Annotated in this window: 12 protein-coding genes; 4 read left to right on the top strand and 8 right to left on the bottom strand. The window is 47.8% G+C overall.

The window, feature by feature from the left end; genetic code table 11:
• Positions 1-48 precede the first annotated feature (48 nt).
• Positions 49-474 (bottom strand): hypothetical protein, encoded by a 426-nt coding sequence (locus DXD92_RS15260; RefSeq protein WP_082424871.1) that lies wholly within the window; start codon positions 472-474, stop codon positions 49-51.
• A 163-nt stretch (positions 475-637) separates the two neighbouring features.
• Between DXD92_RS15260 and DXD92_RS15255 the strand changes: the two genes are divergently transcribed.
• Positions 638-1,729 carry a TM7S3/TM198-like domain-containing protein gene (locus tag DXD92_RS15255; RefSeq protein WP_022461538.1) on the top strand — a complete coding sequence of 364 codons (1,092 nt, stop codon included), beginning with the start codon at positions 638-640 and terminating at the stop codon, positions 1,727-1,729.
• Between the two features lie 77 nt (positions 1,730-1,806).
• Here the strand turns inward: DXD92_RS15255 and DXD92_RS15250 are convergent, their stop codons facing one another.
• From DXD92_RS15250 to DXD92_RS15230, 5 genes are all read right to left on the bottom strand, one after another.
• Positions 1,807-3,027 carry an ABC transporter substrate-binding protein gene (locus DXD92_RS15250; RefSeq protein WP_158565876.1) on the bottom strand — a complete coding sequence of 407 codons (1,221 nt, stop codon included), beginning with the start codon at positions 3,025-3,027 and terminating at the stop codon, positions 1,807-1,809.
• Between the two features lie 159 nt (positions 3,028-3,186).
• A complete protein-coding gene (locus DXD92_RS15245; protein ID WP_055265689.1) occupies positions 3,187-3,852 on the bottom strand; it encodes an RluA family pseudouridine synthase in 666 nt (221 codons plus the stop codon).
• Between the two features lie 895 nt (positions 3,853-4,747).
• On the bottom strand, positions 4,748-7,036 hold the full coding sequence (locus DXD92_RS15240) for a hydratase (RefSeq protein WP_199696582.1): 2,289 nt from the start codon (positions 7,034-7,036) through the stop codon (positions 4,748-4,750).
• A gap of 119 nt (positions 7,037-7,155) precedes the next feature.
• Positions 7,156-8,247, bottom strand: coding sequence for a PucR family transcriptional regulator (locus DXD92_RS15235; RefSeq protein ID WP_055219318.1), 1,092 nt, complete (start codon positions 8,245-8,247; stop codon positions 7,156-7,158).
• 196 nt (positions 8,248-8,443) lie between these two features.
• Complete coding sequence (locus DXD92_RS15230) at positions 8,444-9,556, bottom strand: ABC transporter ATP-binding protein (RefSeq protein WP_055219170.1); 1,113 nt, start codon at positions 9,554-9,556, stop codon at positions 8,444-8,446.
• A gap of 349 nt (positions 9,557-9,905) precedes the next feature.
• Here DXD92_RS15230 and DXD92_RS15225 point away from each other — a divergent pair, with 349 nt between their 5' ends.
• A complete protein-coding gene (locus DXD92_RS15225) occupies positions 9,906-10,721 on the top strand; it encodes a YesL family protein (RefSeq protein ID WP_070100805.1) in 816 nt (271 codons plus the stop codon).
• A 104-nt stretch (positions 10,722-10,825) separates the two neighbouring features.
• On the opposite strand, the gene DXD92_RS15220 is transcribed toward DXD92_RS15225, so the two are convergent.
• Together DXD92_RS15220 and DXD92_RS15215 are read right to left on the bottom strand one after the other, a co-directional pair.
• Entirely contained in the window at positions 10,826-13,504 is a 2,679-nt protein-coding gene (locus DXD92_RS15220) for a sensor histidine kinase (protein WP_117509947.1), read from the bottom strand.
• A gap of 16 nt (positions 13,505-13,520) precedes the next feature.
• Complete coding sequence (locus DXD92_RS15215; protein ID WP_022461396.1) at positions 13,521-14,216, bottom strand: response regulator transcription factor; 696 nt, start codon at positions 14,214-14,216, stop codon at positions 13,521-13,523.
• Positions 14,217-14,461: 245 nt separating this feature from the next.
• On the opposite strand from DXD92_RS15215, the gene DXD92_RS15210 reads away from it, so the two are divergent.
• Together DXD92_RS15210 and mgtE are read left to right on the top strand one after the other, a co-directional pair.
• Entirely contained in the window at positions 14,462-14,866 is a 405-nt protein-coding gene (locus DXD92_RS15210) for a GGDEF domain-containing protein (protein ID WP_117509948.1), read from the top strand.
• 420 nt (positions 14,867-15,286) lie between these two features.
• Positions 15,287-16,681: a magnesium transporter gene (gene mgtE, locus DXD92_RS15205; RefSeq protein ID WP_022461398.1), complete on the top strand. Its 1,395-nt coding sequence runs from the start codon at positions 15,287-15,289 to the stop codon at positions 16,679-16,681.
• Positions 16,682-16,802: the final 121 nt, after the last annotated feature.

Below are 16,802 nucleotides of genomic sequence, written 5' to 3'. Positions count from 1 at the left end.
GAAAAATTATTAAAAATGTGTTACCCTCTTATTACTTTATGGCGCAGTTTAAAGCCACAGATTGTAATAATGTTTCCTCCTGCTCCGCCTCCGGAACATTTCATTATAAAAAAGAACGCCGATCAAATCGAGCAGTTCCTCTTCTGCCGTTTTCTCATCCTTCCCGCCGTTTTCCCTGCCGTACTGACGTGCGATATTCCGGCAGGTGTGCTCCATCATGAGCCGGTCCGGGAATTCGTCGTACATCATGCTGCCGCGGTAATCCATGCGGTCACACTCTGCCTCCACCAGCCGCTGCAGATCAGATGCCGTCCGGGAATAATACGACTGCATCCGCTGCCGTTCCCGCGCTTCCTGCTGCTCCTCCATACTTCTTCCCCATAAGGGCTGTGCCGCAAAAAACGGCTCCGGCCGCTCCATCGGATTTCCCTGATAGGAATTTCTTCTATTTTCATACACTCTATCCTGATTCATGCCTGTTTTATTTCCTTTTTGCTCTTCCTTATACCATATGCACACCGCCGCCATTCTGCCGTTTCCCAGATCTCAAACACAATTTCACTTGCCAAAACCGCCGTTCCGTACTAAAATACAACCTGTATCTATTTTTCCGATACATCATATAGGAGTGAATATCATGAATCTGAATATGCAAGCTTTTAACATCAACACGCTGCTTGGCGGTCTCGATAAAGTCCGGGACGTCATGGGTGTTTACCAGCAGCAGCTTCTTCTGATTGTGATTGTTTTTGCCCTGCTGAACTGTTTCTTCGGCTATGCGCTCCGCAAGCTCTGGAGCGTCATTCCCGGATTTTTTCTCGGCGCGGCCGCCGGTTATGCAGCGGGTACCTACACGAATCAGACCACGACGATCACCCTGGCGCTTGCCGTCGGCACCGGTCTTCTGACCGCAATCATTGCCTTCGTCCTCTACCGGATCGGACTTTTTCTTCTGATCTGCGGGCTCGTCGGCTTTTGCCTCTGGCATCTCGTTAATCCAAACGATACCACAGGTTATGGACTCGTCGCCCTCGTCGCTTTCGTGATCGGCCTGATCTGCGTTCCGTTCGAACGCATTTCCGTAATCCTGGTCACCTCCATCTGCGGCGCCCTCACGACGATCCGCATGGCATATTTCTTCAAGGACCTCGATCTGAACATGATGTTCTGGATTGTCTCTGCCATTCTCGCCGCAGCAGGCATGCTCTTCCAGTTTAAACCGTGGAAAGAGGCGGACTACTGGGAGGATGACGACGAAGAAGAACGCGAACACCGTGCAAAAGCGCGCGCCAGACGGAAGCGCAGATCCGGTTTCGATCCTCTTCCATCCAGAAAGAAGAAAAAGAAACGCCGCGGCTCCTCTTCCTCTTCTTCCGGCAACGCAAGAGATCCGTACCGCAGCTATCAGAAACCGTCGAACCGTACCCGTGTTTCGCAGAACACCATGTACGATTTCCGTTTTGTTCCGGAAGAACCTGACGATGACGACGATGAGAAAGATCTTCCGAAAATCATCCGCCGCCGGCCATCCGCAAAACCGGCCGCTCCGGAGGAGTTTGACGAAGAAGAAACATCCCCAAAAGCTTCCATGGGCGACACGAAGCCGTATACCTCTCCTTCCAAACCGCAGATCACCGAGGACGGCATCCCGGATGTCGATCTCTCCGCGATCCGGCAGCAGATTTCCGAAGAGGTACAGAGAATTTACGAAGACGATCAGAACTCGTAATCCGCACTGCAGCGCAGAAAACCCGGCAGGCAAAGGAACATTCCCTTGTCTGCCGGGTTCATTTTTTATCCTGATTTTCAGTTATAAAGATACTTCTGATTTGTCTCCAGATCGATCGTGTCTTTGTCGAGCCACTGATATCCCGTATCGATCTTCTGATCTACCGGAAGTCCCTGAATCGCGCGGACGGCCGCCACGATTGCCGCATAGCCAAGACCGTACGGATTCTGCGTTACGGTACCGTACTCGCGTCCCTCCTGGATCGCTTTCTGCTGTTTTTCACCGGAATCAAAACCGACAATCTGAATCTGCTCAGTATTTTCCATATCTGCCAGCGCATCCAGCGTCTGGTCTGCCATGTCTTCGTTCGTACAGAAGATGCCCTTCAGAGCCGGGTAGGTTTCAAGTGTATTTTTCAGCATGTCCGCGATGGATTCTTCTCCATCTCCGTAATTCACCTGAACCACTTTCACATCGGTATATTTTTCTTCGATCTCTTTTTTAAATGCTTCCACGCGCTCTACGCTGCTCTCGGTGTTGTACTGATGTGCAACAATCGCAACCTCTCCGCTGTTGCCGATGGCCTCGCAGAGATGATCTGCCGCAAGCTTTGCTGCCGCTGCGTGATCAGTCGCACATGTCGAGGTGATCAGATCACTCTCGATACCGGAATCCGCGATGACGACCGGAATCTGGCTGTCGGAAGCCTCTTCCATCTGTGCCTGTCCCGACTGCTGGTCAATGATGCCAAGGATCAGCGCGTCCGGATTTTCCGAAATGACAGAGTCGATGATATTGATCTGAGAGTTGGTGTCACTTTCATTTTCCGGGCCTTCAAATGTCATATAAACTTTGTCGTTTCCGGTGTAGCCAAGCGAGGCGTTCAGATCGTCAAGTGCCTGCTGCGCACCGGCTTTTACGGCTTTCCAAAAACCGGCACTTAAGTCTTTTGCAACCACGGCGATGTAAGAGCCTTTTTCAACGGTAAGTCCATCCACGGTGTCGTACAATGCTTCCATGCCGTCTTTGTGCGGAACGGTGATTTCTATTCGTTTTTTGTCTGCTTCTTTTCCTTCATCTCCAGAGCTTTCAGAAGATGTGGATGCACTGGCTGACTCTGCTGTAGAATCTGCGCTGGACGATGAGGCCTCCGGGCTTTCTTCTGCCGCCGGAGTTTCTGTCACTTCCTGAGACGACGATGCTGCGGTGCTCTTGTCTGTCACTGCTTCTTTTCCGCATCCAGCTGCCGAGCACAGCAGGATTCCGGAAAGCAGTACTGCAATCATTCTGCGTTTCATAATTCTCCCTTTCTGCTTTGCCTGATGAATCATTTTCCATTACTTTTTACAGTTTTGTTACATAACCTTTCTCTATTATACACAAACCGTAAAAATAGTCCAGTCCTGTTTTCTTATAATTTTCTGAACTTTTTTGCAATTTCACATAGCTCTGAATAGTTACACAAAGCTGTGGAAGATTTCACCTTCTGGTTTTACGGTAAACGAAAGTCGTTTGCCTGTCCGCGGATGCTTCAGCTCGAGATGATGCGCGCACAGCGCCAGAGATCCTTTCTCTTTCGCCCCATATTTTGCATCCCCCGCCAGCGGATATCCCGCATGGGAAAACTGGACGCGGATCTGGTGGTGGCGGCCCGTTCCGAGGTGGATCTGCACCAGGGTTCGGTTCTCCTGTGTCCTTATCACTTCATATTCCAGCACCGCTTTTTTCGCTCCGGCGGTGCCTGGCTGTACGACGCGGGATGTGTTGCTCCGTCCGTCTTTTACAAGGAAATCCTCAAACTTCTGCACGCCCTGTTTTTCGATTTTTCCCTCACAGACGGCGAGATACTCTTTCTTCATCGTCCCGTCCTTCACCTGCCGTCCCAGTTTTCCTGCGGCGTCTTTGTTTTTCGCAAACACCAGCACGCCCTCAACCGGCTGATCGAGCCGGTGAACGACCGCCAGATATGGAATCTGAGTCCGCGCCTGACCCGGTGTTTCCGCCCTTGCCTGCTTCGCCAAATAATTCAGCAGCGCATGCTCCAGATCCATCTGTCCCATCCGCGCATTCTGCACTGCCATACCCGCGTGCTTGTGAACAACAAGAATATCGTTATCTTCCATTAAAATATCTTCTCTGCAAAATCCAGCCACTTTCTTCTCCTGTTCTGACTTCTTATTTTCGATACACGGATTTCTCCGCTGTTATGCTTTAAGAAGTATGCACCATTTCTGCCGCATCTGTCAAGAAAAACATGCCCGGCGGACGAATTACACAACACAGAAAGCGATCGCCATACCAATCATTTTTTCTGATACAGCGACCGCTTTTTCTTTATTTTCCATATTCAGTTTTTTCTCTACTTTCAAGGATTTTCACTGGTTTTCTTTCTTTACCGATCTGTGATCTTTGTTTTCGCTTTCGTTTGATATTTCAAAGATCGTTTCTCTTCCATTTCCCTGTTGTAGATTTTCTTTTTTTCGGGAAGATGTTCTTTTTCAGAGGCTTTTCCTTTGCGGTTAAGATTTCCACTCCGAAAATCTTTTCCTTAGGATTTCCTAAGATCTGCTCTGATCTCATGTTTATCAAAAGGTTTTCTTTCGAACTTCTTTTGTATGGATCTTTATCTCAGGTTTTCTTTCCTTTCGGAAGTCTCTCATCTTAAGAACATCTTCCTTTTCCCTTTTTTTCCATTCTTCTATAGAAGATTTCTCGTCTCTTTCTATGAAAATGGTTTGTTCTCTTGAAAAGGGGGTCCCAAGTCTTTCTCTTTGTACCTCTTGGTTAGGTTTTTGTTTTCTTGTTTCTTTGTGATTTTAATATAACAGATCCGTCAGCATTTGTCAATACATTTTTAAAATATTTTTACTGTTTTTTTATATCACTTTTCCTTTTCTTAATTATTGTGTTTATTTTCTGAATTTTATATTGTTTTCTGATATTTTATTTCAAATAAGTGCGCAGAAAAAGAGCTATGAAACAGACTTTTCTCCTGCCACACAGCTCTTTCTCAAATACTTATCCTCTATAATAGTTGATCAGGCATCCCTTGCGGATGATTTCTCTCTCATCATCGGTCAGCGCGCCTAACGTCATCTCGAACGGAACAAGTGCTCCGTCTTTTACAACGTACGCTTTGATCACATCGGCTTTCTCTTCCACTGCCTTGCGGATCTCCGGTACAAAGATGTAATCTCCGTTTGTAAACGGCAGATCTCCCTCCGGGATCAGGAATGGAAGCATGCCCCAGTTGATCAGGTTGGAGCGGTAGCGCTTCGTTGCATACTCGTTGGCGATGTTTGCCCAGCCGCCTAATACCTTCTGGCAGGAAGCTGCCTGCTCACGCGCAGAGCCGTCGCCCGGTTTTACAGCGAAGATGGTGGATCCGACACCGACGTTTGTCTTGTCGATATCCGGGTACTGGGTATGGATGGCTGCGAAGACCGGTTTCAGTTCCGGAAGTGCCTCTGCCGGGCAGTTTCCTTCCTGGATGGCTTTCTCTGCGGCCTGTACTTCTTTTGCACGTCCCACGTAAGCCGGATCTTTTCTTGACAGGGTGAACTCTGCCAGTCCGAGCGGGTTGGAACGGAAGGAAGAAGTCTCGCCGGATGGAATCAGCTCATCGGTTGTCGTAACCGGATCGTGGATCTCGGAAACAACCTTCAGAATCAGGTTCTCGGCAAGCTGCGGCATAGCCGGCCAGTCTTTGATGTTCGGTCCGAACTGGATTTCTACAGACGGATCTGCCACACCCTTGCTGTCGAAGACACGGTTCTCGTAAATCTTCTTGTCGAAGTGGTATGCCGGTTTCGTGTATGTTCCGGTGAACTCGTCTGCTGCGGTCAGGAATCCCTTGTTTGCTGCGGTTGCTGCAATGGAACGTGCATCCATCAGGGCAACGGAAGAAATCTGGCCGTTCTGGATCTTGGATCCCTCGCGGTTCGGGAAGTTTCTGGTGGAGTGACGGATTGAGAACGCATTGTTTGCCGGAGTATCGCCTGCGCCGAAGCACGGTCCGCAGAATGCGGTTTTTACGATCGCACCGGTTTCCAAAAGGTCTGCCAGTTTTCCGTTTCTTGCCAGCTCCATATAGATCGGGGTACTTGCCGGGTAAACACTTAAGGTGAACGCATCGTCGCCAATGCTGTGGCCTTTCAGGATATCGGCTGCGTCGCAGATGTTCTCAAATCCGCCGCCGGCGCATCCTGCGATGATTCCCTGGTCTACCAGGAGTTTTCCGTCGTGTACTTTATTTTTCAGAGTGAACGGAACTTTTCCGTCGAGGCTGATGGCTGCTTTCTTCTCTACATCGTTCAGGATGTCATCGAGGTTTGCTTTCAGCTCTTCAATGGTATAAACATTGCTCGGATGGAACGGCATCGCGATCATCGGTTTGATCTTGTCGAGTTCTACTTTTACAACGCCGTCATAGTAAGCAACCGCGCCAGGATTCAGCTCTTTGTAATCTGCGCTTCTGCCGTGGATCTGATAGAACTCGCTGATCTTCTCATCGGTTCTCCAGATGGAGGACAGACACGTTGTCTCGGTTGTCATAACGTCCACACCGATCCGGTAATCTGCGCTTAAGGAAGATACGCCAGGTCCTACGAACTCCATAACTTTGTTCTTTACGTAACCATTTGCAAAGACTGCACCGATGATGGCAAGTGCAATATCCTGCGGTCCTACGCCCGGCTGCGGTGCGCCTGTCATGTAAATTGCGATCACTCCCGGCATAGCGATATCATATGTTTTGGAGAGAAGCTGTTTTACCAGCTCCGGTCCGCCCTCGCCCATGGCCATGGTTCCGAGTGCACCGTAACGGGTGTGGGAATCGGATCCGAGGATCATTTTTCCGCCGCCGGCAAGCATCTCGCGGGCAAACTGATGAATTACTGCCTGATGAGGCGGTACATAGACGCCGCCGTACTTTTTCGCACAGGTAAGACCAAACATGTGGTCATCTTCGTTGATGGTTCCGCCGACTGCGCAAAGGGAGTTGTGGCAGTTGGTCAGCACGTACGGTACCGGGAATTTTTCCAGTCCTGACGCGCGCGCGGTCTGAATGATTCCAACAAAAGTAATGTCATGCGATGTAAGTTTGTCAAATTTGATCTGCAGATTTTCCATGTTGCCGGAAACATTGTGGTCTTTTAAGATTCCATAGGCAATGGTTTCTTTTGCAGCATCCGCCGGACACGGCACAGCGCCGGTACGCGCTTTGAGTTCCGCGCGGCCTTCTTCTGTATCCGGGATGATGTCGATTCCGTTGACAAGGTATGCACCTGTGTTCAGTAATTCAATCATGTCGTTGCTCTCCTCTTGTTGTTGATAAAATGTCAGGGTCAAAAAGTCTTTTGACCCCTTCGATACCCGGATTGCTCCGTGCTTTGCACTCCCGCAATCCTGTACGGCTCTGAACGGTTTTACAGATTTTCGCTGTTGTTCATATACGTCATGTAGCTTACGACCATCATGGCAATTTTAAAGGTCAGCGCATCGTCAAATTTACGAATGTCGAGTCCTGTGCTCTTCTCGAGCTTCTCCAGACGGTACACCAGAGTATTTCTGTGTACATAGAGCTGACGGGATGTCTCGGACACATTCAGGTTATTTTCAAAAAATTTATTGATTGTGGTCAGTGTTTCCTCATCGAACGTATCCGGCAGATTTTCGCCGAAGACTTCGGTCATAAACATTTCGCACAGCGGAATCGGGAGCTGATAGATCAGACGGCCGATGCCGAGGTTGTTGTATGGTACCACGTTTTTGTCTGCGTAGAAAATTTTTCCTACCTCAAGCGCCATCTTCGCTTCTTTGTAGGAACGCGAAACACTCTTAATCTCGCTGACCGGATTTCCGTAAGAAACACGTACCTGGGACATTGCCTCTGCATTCAGCATATCAACCAGCATTCTTGCGGTCTGGTTCATATCCTCGAAGGTGTCGGTATCCTTCAGTTCTTTTACAATGATAATGCTCTTCTCATCGACTGCGGTGATGAAATCTCTCGGTCTTGAAGCAAAGAGGCTCTTTACTGTCTCCTGTGCGCTGATGTCTTTTTCCAGCTTCGTCTCTACCATGTAAACAACGCGGCGCACATCTGTGTCGATGCGAAGCTTTTTCGCGCGGTTGTAGACATCCACCAGAAGAAGATTGTCGAGAAGAAGGTTCTGGATAAAGTTGTTTTTGTCCAGACGCTCTTTGTATGCAATGATAAGATTCTGAATCTCACATACGGCAACCTTTCCGATCATATATGCATCGTCGCTACTTCCTTTAGAAATCAGAATATACTCCACATTCTGGTTGTCATATACTTTAAAATAATGATATTCCTGTACAATCTGGCTGTCCGCAGCGGATAATACAAAAGAACGGATGCTTTCTGCATCAATCGCGGTTTCCGGGAATGTGGTCACCAGCAGAACACCATCCGTATTCGTCACACATAAATCAATTCTCGTAATATTTCTTAATTCATCAAGGGTTTTCTGTAATACCTGACTTGATACCAAATCTGCCACTTCCTTTCTCCTGGCGTATTTTACTCCAGGGTGCGTCTTATCTATAACTATAGCTTATTTTTTTCTCATTGGCAACTATTTTTTGCTTCGCAAAAGGAGGGCGGTGCATATGCAAAAAGGACCGGCATCCGAACGGATGCCGATCCTTTTCTCTATGTTTGCGCATACGCGCTGATGTTCATATGGATTAGTTGGTAATGGTGATCTCTGTCTCTTTGTCGAACAGATGAACTTTCTCCATATCCAGAGCAAATTTAACGGTATCACCGCTTCTTGCAGTTGTACGAGGATCTACGCGGGCTGTCATTGGGAAGCCTTCGCAATCGAAGTACAGGTAAACTTCTGCACCTAACAGCTCGTATACGTTGATCTTGCACTCAACTACGCTGTCTTTGGAAGTTTCGATGAACATCTGAGAATCATGTACGTTCTCAGGACGGATACCCATAACAACGGTCTTTCCGTCATATCCGCCGTCGATAACAGCTTTTGCTTTGGAAGCCGGCAGTTTCATGTTGTATTTACCAACAGTAAGAGTAACGTCGTTTCCGTTAACTTTTACTTTTGCATCCAGGAAGTTCATCTGCGGAGATCCGATGAATCCTGCAACGAACAGGTTGCCCGGTGCGTTGTACAGGTTCTGCGGGGTATCTACCTGCTGAACAACTCCGTCTTTCATAACAACGATTCTGGTACCAAGTGTCATAGCCTCGGTCTGGTCATGTGTTACGTAGATGATGGTAGCGCCCAGTCTCTCATGCAGTTTGGAAATCTCGGTACGCATCTGTACACGAAGTTTTGCATCCAGGTTTGACAGAGGCTCGTCCATAAGGAATACTTTAGGATCACGTACGATTGCACGTCCCATAGCAACACGCTGTCTCTGACCACCGGAAAGAGCTTTCGGTTTACGGTCAAGCAGTTTCTCCAGGTCAAGGATTTTAGCTGCTTCTTTAACCTGTTTGTCGATCTGATCTTTCGGAACTTTTCTCAGTTTCAGACCGAATGCCATGTTATCATATACGGTCATGTGTGGATACAGAGCGTAGTTCTGGAATACCATTGCGATATCACGGTCTTTCGGCTCTACATCGTTTACTACTTTATCGTCAATTTTCAGAGTACCATCGGAGATCTCCTCAAGACCTGCGATCATACGAAGTGTTGTAGATTTACCACATCCAGATGGTCCTACGAAGATGATAAACTCTTTGTCAGCGATTTCCAGGTTGAAGTCTTTTACTGCTTCAAAACCGTTCGGATATCTTTTTGTAATGTGCTGTAAAGATAAACTTGCCATTTTTGAATCCTCCCTAAATGAACATCATGCGTTTTATTATGAGTTTTGCATTTGCATCTCTCTTGCTTATGGGATTAGTATACCTTTTCTACCCGCATTCGACCATGCCACAATTACACAAACTTTCCTCCGGCAGATTGGCAATTCTGCTTTCGGATTTTCTCGAACCGTTCTCTTCTGTCCACTTTGCACAAACAAAATGTTCACTCTTATACAAAATGACGAAACGAAAAGTTTATATTCTCTTCATTGCATTTTTCTGAAAAATTCGCTATACTTTTCTATGATGTCTGCCAGCCGGAACGTTAATCGGCGGCACACTTAATTCAACAGAAAAGAGGAACAAATTATGAGTTTTTTCAGCCTGGACAGTAAGTTCTCGCAGATTATGGGCCGTGTCTTCGACCTGATGATGCTGAACATTATTTTCCTTATTATGTGTATCCCGATTGTGACAATCGGCGCCAATTTCACAGCAATGTACTACGTCACGCTGAAGATGATCAAAAATGAGGAGACGTATATCTTCCGTACCTACTGGAAATCCTTCCGCGAAAACTTCAAGCAGGCAACTGCCATCTGGCTCATCCTGCTGGCGGTTCTGATTGTTCTGATTCTTGATCTTCTGCTGGTCATGAGAATGCCGGGTACCATCACCTACCTGCGTTTTGTTTTCCTGGTACTGATCTTTTTCGAGGCCATGGTACTTTCCTATGTATTTCCGGTACTGAGCCGCTTTGACAATACTGTAAAAAACACGATCAAGAACTCCATCCTGATGGCAATCCGCCACCTGCCGTGGACCATCATGATCCTGCTCGTCAATCTCTGTCCGCTGCTGATCTATGTATTCTCCACGACAAAGATTGTCAGCTATCTGATTCTTCTGATGTTCCTTCTGGGCTTTTCCACGGTAGCGCTTGGATGCTCCTGGTTCTTCGTAAACAAAATCTTCCCATTCTATATGCCTGAGGAAGAAAACGAGGTTCTGACACCGGAAGAAGAATCCTTACGGGCACTCGAAGCAATGGACAGACCAAGCCCGCTGACTGAACGTTCCGATGACGCTGCTCCGGCTGAAACTACCGATGCTGCAGAAACTGCTTCGGAAGAGGAATCTGCAAGCCCGGCTGAACAGACAGAAACAGACGAAACAAACGAATAAATAAACTGCATTTCATAAACAACTCCCCGCCGGGAACCGCATCTGCTGCGTGTTTCCCGGCGGGGAGTTGTCGTTTTCTATTCTCTTTTATTTTTCAACACTTCTCAGGCATCCTGCTGTGCTTCCTCCTGTACCGCTTCCGGTACGATCATCGGAGGCATCGGTTTTTTCTCCTTTACAGCTTCATCAAACGTAATCGTAACCTTGAACAGGTCGCCGTCCAGATAAATGTTGAAGCTTCCATGCTGCAATACCGTTAGGTTCTTTGCGATTGAAAGACCCAGGCCGCTGCCCTCGGTGCTCCGGCTGACATCGCCGCGGATAAAACGCTCCGTCAGTTCATCTGCCTGGAAGTTCAGCGGGTTCTCGGAAATGTTCTTAATCGAGAGCTGAATCTTTCCGTCTTTTTTGATGGCATCCACATAAACCCGTGTTCCCGGCATGGCATATTTGCAGACATTTACGTACAGGTTCTCAAGCACGCGCCAGATGCGGCGGCTGTCCGCACGGATCAGAAGCGGTTCCGGCTGGAGAATACAGATCAGGTCGAGATTGCGGCCTTCGAACCGCTCCGCAAATTCTCCGTTCACCTGCTGTACCAGTTCATTCAGGTTCAGGTTCATGAATTCCAGTTTAATATTTCCGGAGCTGATCTTCGATGCCTCGACAAGGTCCTCCGTCAGCTGTTTCAGGCGCTGTGATTTTTCGTCGAGTACGCGGATATAATCTTTCGCTTTCTCGTTTTCAATATTTTCCCGTTTCAGCAGATCGACATAATTAATAATAGAAGTAAGCGGTGTCTTGATATCGTGGGATACGTTGGTGATCAGATCCGCTTTTAAGCGCTCGCTCTTCATCTGCTCCTGCACTGCCGCTTTCATTCCCTCTCCGAGCGAATTGACAATTCCGGCAAGCTGAAGGTTGTCTTCCCCCTGCAGCTCCGTCAGGTCAATCTTGTAATCCAGATCGCCCGCAGCAATCTCTTTTAAGCCATGTTCAATCTGTTTTCTTCCGGATGCCTCGCGCAGCAGAAGAAGCAGCACTGCGGCATCCATCACCAGGGTAAGGAATACGCCGAACATTCCGAAGCCGCAGCAGAGAATGATCTGCACGCCGCAGAAAACGCAGAACATAAGGATCGTTCGCTCCGACTCCTGTCTGCCTTCATAGAAGGTTCTTCCGGCAGACACGATCCGGTGGCCGACGCAGTACAAAAACGACTGTTTCCAGACGTTGCGTGCTTTGATCCGGCGCACCAGTGAGCAGTACGGAATCAGTGTGATCAGAAATCCGGCGAGGATGCCCGATGCGGCCACCAGGCTTCGCCATGTATCTGCTTCATTTCCATAGGATCCGCTGTAGATGTAGTTTCCGTCAAAATTCTGGATATAATGAACGCCGCCGTAGGAAAGTTCGATGCAGACAGCAACGATTCCAACTGCTCCCATCACAATCAGGATGGCGGCTGCAGCTGCGATTTCCGTGTACCACTGATCGAAAAAGTAAAGGCGGATTTCTTTGTTTTTTCCATTTCTTCCTGCCTGCAGTGTGAACAGGACCAGGCAGACCAGCGTTCCGATTCCGCCAACTGCAATCATCAGAAGAAGGAGCTGCATTTTCGGAAGCCACTGGCTGTAGATCTCACTGTACTGGGAGAAATAGTCGCTTGCTGCCAGATCCGGATCCAGTGCAACAAAGATCTTCTGATAATTATCTGCAATCTGATTGTTCAGTAGATAGCTTCTCGCTGCTTCCACGGCCGGGCTGTTTTTTCTTGTTGCATAAGAACGGACTTTGTCGGCACCGCCGGTCCGGTCAACAGCAAAGGCGAACGGATAGGGCGATTTCTGCGCAATGGCTGTTGTGTAACCATTTTTCCAGGAATCCACATTCGTATAGATATTTCCTTCTTTATCCTCCAGACAGTACCAGAGATTGGCATCGTCCGCATCGACGCTGATGCCGCTCTCCTGGTTTTTAAAAGCAGCAACTTCTTCCGTGACCCCGGAAAGTGTCATATACAGATCGCGGATGGATACCTTTTTCAGATTTGCCGCCGCGTACTCATAGAGGTACGTTCCCGCTTTCGTTTTCTGCGTTTCCAGGCTCATTCCCTGATCGTATAGATACAAAAACTGGGAGGAAACATCAGCAGGATCAATTTTTTTCTCTTTCAGGCTTTTCACTGCATTATCGGAAGGAAAGTAGACCTCGCCGTCCGGGGAAAAGCTGTCAAACGTCTCTGCATCTGCCGCGCTCACTTCTTCGGTGAGTGCGGCTACATCCGTCTCTTCTGTTTCCTGGCTCACGTCAGTTCCATCTTCGTATGCAAGATAGGCTTCTTTGTCAATTCCGGCATCGTTCGTCGCATAATTGTCCGCAGTATACGCTGCCACCTCATTGAGGTCTGCGCTGCTGCCGTCATCGTACATCTTGACAAGCTGGTCAATGGTGTACGTTGTACTTATCCCGCCGCTTCCCTCTCCATCGGTTGCAAAGGCACGGTAATCAATCTCTTTTGTTCCGTCGTATCGACCGTTTGTGCCGAATTTACTCATATCATTATAGTAGCTCATGACGTTATGAAGCTGCCGCTGCACCAGTGTGCCGCATGCGGTGGTTTCTTCAAACGCATACTTTTTTGCTGCCGCATTCGGCGTCAGGCCGACGCTGGAAAGCATCAGTGTCTGAATGCCCCCGAACAGCGCACTGGCGGCAAAAACGATCAGCAGAAGAAAAACGATCAGCTTCCCCGTCAGGCTGTAGAGTTTTCGTTCTTTCACAATTATTCACTCCTTATTATTGTTTCTCAATCTTATACCCAATTCCCCATACAACTTTCAGATAGCGCGGCTCCTTCGGGTTGATTTCGATTTTCTCACGGATGTGACGAATGTGGACCGCAACGGTGTTGTCCGCACCGATCGCCTCCTCGTTCCAGATGCTCTCGTAGATCTGTTCAATCGAAAATACCTTGCCTGGATTTTTTACCAGCAGCAGGAGAATGTTATATTCGATCGGGGTCAGTTTGACTGGTTCACCCTCGACGCTGACTTCTTTTAAATCGTCATTGACGAGAAGCCCGCCGACCTGATACACATTTTCTCCGTCGTCCGCCGGAAGATTTCCAAGTTTCGTGTAGCGCCGCAGCTGAGATTTCACCCTCGCCACCAGCTCGAGCGGGTTAAACGGCTTCGTCACGTAATCATCCGCGCCGATGTTCAGTCCCAGAATTTTGTCCACATCCTCTGATTTTGCGGACAGAATAATGATCGGAATACTGCTCTTTTCCCTGATTTTCAGCGTCGCACGGATGCCGTCCAGTTTCGGCATCATGACGTCGATAATCAGCAGCTGAATCTCCTCCCTCTCGAGCATCTGGATGGCCTGCATGCCGTCATATGCTTTCAGCACATGATAGCCCTCCTGGGTCAGATAAATCTCAATGGCGTCTACAATCTCTCTATCATCATCACATACTAAAATGTTGTACATTTCTTCTTTCTCCACCTTTCATTTTTTCTTTTCCGGCACTTTTTTTCCGCGCCGGACCTCCCACATGATTCAAAGATGATTGTACCGCAAATTCCCTCAAGTTGCCAGATGTCTTTTGTTTTCATCCTTACTGTACCAAAGGAATCTTTAGGTCCGCAAAGGAAAATCTTAAGTTTCTATAAAGTTTTGTCTGTGAATTCAGAGCTCAAACATTTTTTAGACAATTGCAATTATTTTCTTAGCACATCCTGCTTGCCGTCTATGCGGATCTCAATAATTTAAAGATCATCAACGACCGATACGGGCATGAAGAAGGGGACTTCTCCATCCGCCTTGTCGGACAGTTTCTGCAGGATTCCATCGGCAAACGCGGTGTCTGCGGACGCATCGGCGGCGATGAATTCGCATGTCTTGTTCCGTGTTCCGACGAAACAATGTCCAGGGATCTGTACCGGACGCTGCACTCCGCATTCGACATTTTTAATAGAACGAACGAAAAAGCATATAATATTACCGTTTCCACCGGCTTTTATCTGCTTCCGAAAGACATGGATTCCACACTTCCGGAGATGCTCGCGCATGCGGATGCAATGCTTTACGAGGAGAAACAGAAACGAGATAAGAATGTTGCGAAAATTTTACCAAAATAGGAATTGATTTTTTTCTGGAAAGCAGTTAGAATACTTGAGGGATGATTTTTGAATCCCGTATTTCAAGCGAAACAGACCGGCAAAAACGGCTGTTTGATCAAAAAATTTCTAAAAAAAGGCAGGTGAACAGAATGGATAGTTGTGATTCTCATGGGCGAAGTACCAGCATAGGACGGGAACCGGAAAATATGCAGGATGACGGCCATCCTTCTGTCCTGCTTTAATCTTAAATATTTTCCCTTCTTATCCTATGAAAACCCGAAGTAAGACACATGATCCAAACCAGTTTTGAAACGTAATTCTCTGGTTCTTTTTTCGTGTGCTTTTACTGCCCTGTGAGGGTTCCAACATGCTTTTTCGCACCGACAGCACGCATGTTTTTTTCTGCTGTCAAAAAAAAGAATGGAGGATAACGAAAAAATGGAAAAACGAGTACAGGATTATACCCAGGAGATCCTGGATACAATCCGCAGTAACTCTTCTCCGGCTGTCATGGGCAGCCGCCTGGAAGATTACCACGAAAATGACCTGGCAGATGTTCTGCCGCTTTTAACGGTTCCGGAGCGATGCAAACTGTACCGCATTCTGGACACGGACATGCTGTCCGATATTTTTGAGTATGCTGAATCCGACAACGTAGCCGAGTACCTCGAAGAGATGGATGTCAAAAAAGCCGCTTCCATCCTCTCCAAAATGGAGACCGATGCACTGGCCGAGGTTCTGCAGAAACTCGACAAAGCAAAGAAAAAACTTCTGATCGAACTGCTCGATCCGGAAGTACGCCACGATATTGAGATGATCGCCTCCTTCGATGAAGATGAAATCGGTAGCCGCATGACGACAAACTGCATCATCATCCGCGAGGATCTGAATGTCAAACAGGCGATGAGCAGCCTGATCGATCAGGCCGCAAAGAACGACAACATCTCTACCATCTTTGTTGTCAATGCGCAGCAGAAATTTTACGGAGCGATCGATCTGAAAAACCTGATCATCGCAAGACGCGACGAGACGCTCGAGGATCTGACCGTAACTTCTTACCCGTACGTATATGCAGAGGAGCCGATCAACGAGTGTATCGAAGAACTGAAGGATTATTCCGAGGATTCTATTCCGGTCCTCGACAATGACAACCGCCTGCTCGGTGTCATCACATCATCAAACATCATCGACCTGGTTGATGATGAGATGGGTGAGGACTACGCGATGTTCGCAGGTCTGACCGCAGAGGAGGATTTAAAAGAGCCGTTAAAAGACAGTATGAAAAAACGTCTTCCATGGCTGATCATCCTGCTCGGTCTTGGCATGCTGGTTTCTTCTGTAGTCGGTATTTTCGAACAGGTTGTCACAACCCTTCCGATCATCATGACCTTCCAGTCCCTGATCCTTGACATGGCCGGAAACGTTGGTACCCAGTCCCTGGCTGTTACCATCCGTGTCCTGATGGATGAGTCCCTGACCGGAAAACAGAAATTACAGCTTGTTTTCAAGGAAATGCGCATCGGTTTCTGCAATGGTCTTCTGCTTGGTGTTCTGTCCTTTGCTGTCATCGGACTTTTCATCTTCTTATTCAAAGGAAAGACCATGATGTTCGCATTTTCTGTTTCCGCCTGCATCGGTATCGCGCTGCTGCTGGCTATGCTGATTTCCAGTGCCGTCGGCACCTGCATTCCGCTGTTCTTTAAAAAGATCCACATCGATCCGGCGGTTGCTTCCGGCCCGCTGATCACAACGGTCAACGACCTTGTCGCTGTCGTTACATTCTATGGCCTGAGCTGGCTGTTCCTGATCGAGATGCTGCATCTCGCAGGCTGATCTTTTGATACGACTGAAAAATTTTTAAGAGGCAGATATCAACTTTTTCTGGTTTCGGAAAAAGCTGATATTTGCCTCTTATCTTTTCTCTTCCCTTCTTTACATTCCAAACAGAAACCGA

The sequence above is a fragment of the Blautia sp. TM10-2 genome (assembly GCF_003480845.1).
In the GTDB taxonomy this organism is placed as follows: Bacteria; Bacillota; Clostridia; order Lachnospirales; family Lachnospiraceae; genus Fusicatenibacter; species Fusicatenibacter saccharivorans.
This window is presented reverse-complemented; position numbering and strand designations above follow the sequence as displayed.

Coding starts and splice junctions, on each gene's coding strand:
- DXD92_RS15260 (WP_082424871.1), bottom strand. CDS start 474: ATGAATCAGGATAGAGTGTATGAAAATAGAAGAAATTCCTATCAGGGA.
- DXD92_RS15255 (WP_022461538.1), top strand. CDS start 638: ATGAATCTGAATATGCAAGCTTTTAACATCAACACGCTGCTTGGCGGT.
- DXD92_RS15250 (WP_158565876.1), bottom strand. CDS start 3,027: ATGAAACGCAGAATGATTGCAGTACTGCTTTCCGGAATCCTGCTGTGC.
- DXD92_RS15245 (WP_055265689.1), bottom strand. CDS start 3,852: ATGGAAGATAACGATATTCTTGTTGTTCACAAGCACGCGGGTATGGCA.
- DXD92_RS15240 (WP_199696582.1), bottom strand. CDS start 7,036: ATGATTGAATTACTGAACACAGGTGCATACCTTGTCAACGGAATCGAC.
- DXD92_RS15230 (WP_055219170.1), bottom strand. CDS start 9,556: ATGGCAAGTTTATCTTTACAGCACATTACAAAAAGATATCCGAACGGT.
- DXD92_RS15225 (WP_070100805.1), top strand. CDS start 9,906: ATGAGTTTTTTCAGCCTGGACAGTAAGTTCTCGCAGATTATGGGCCGT.
- DXD92_RS15215 (WP_022461396.1), bottom strand. CDS start 14,216: ATGTACAACATTTTAGTATGTGATGATGATAGAGAGATTGTAGACGCC.
- mgtE (WP_022461398.1), top strand. CDS start 15,287: ATGGAAAAACGAGTACAGGATTATACCCAGGAGATCCTGGATACAATC.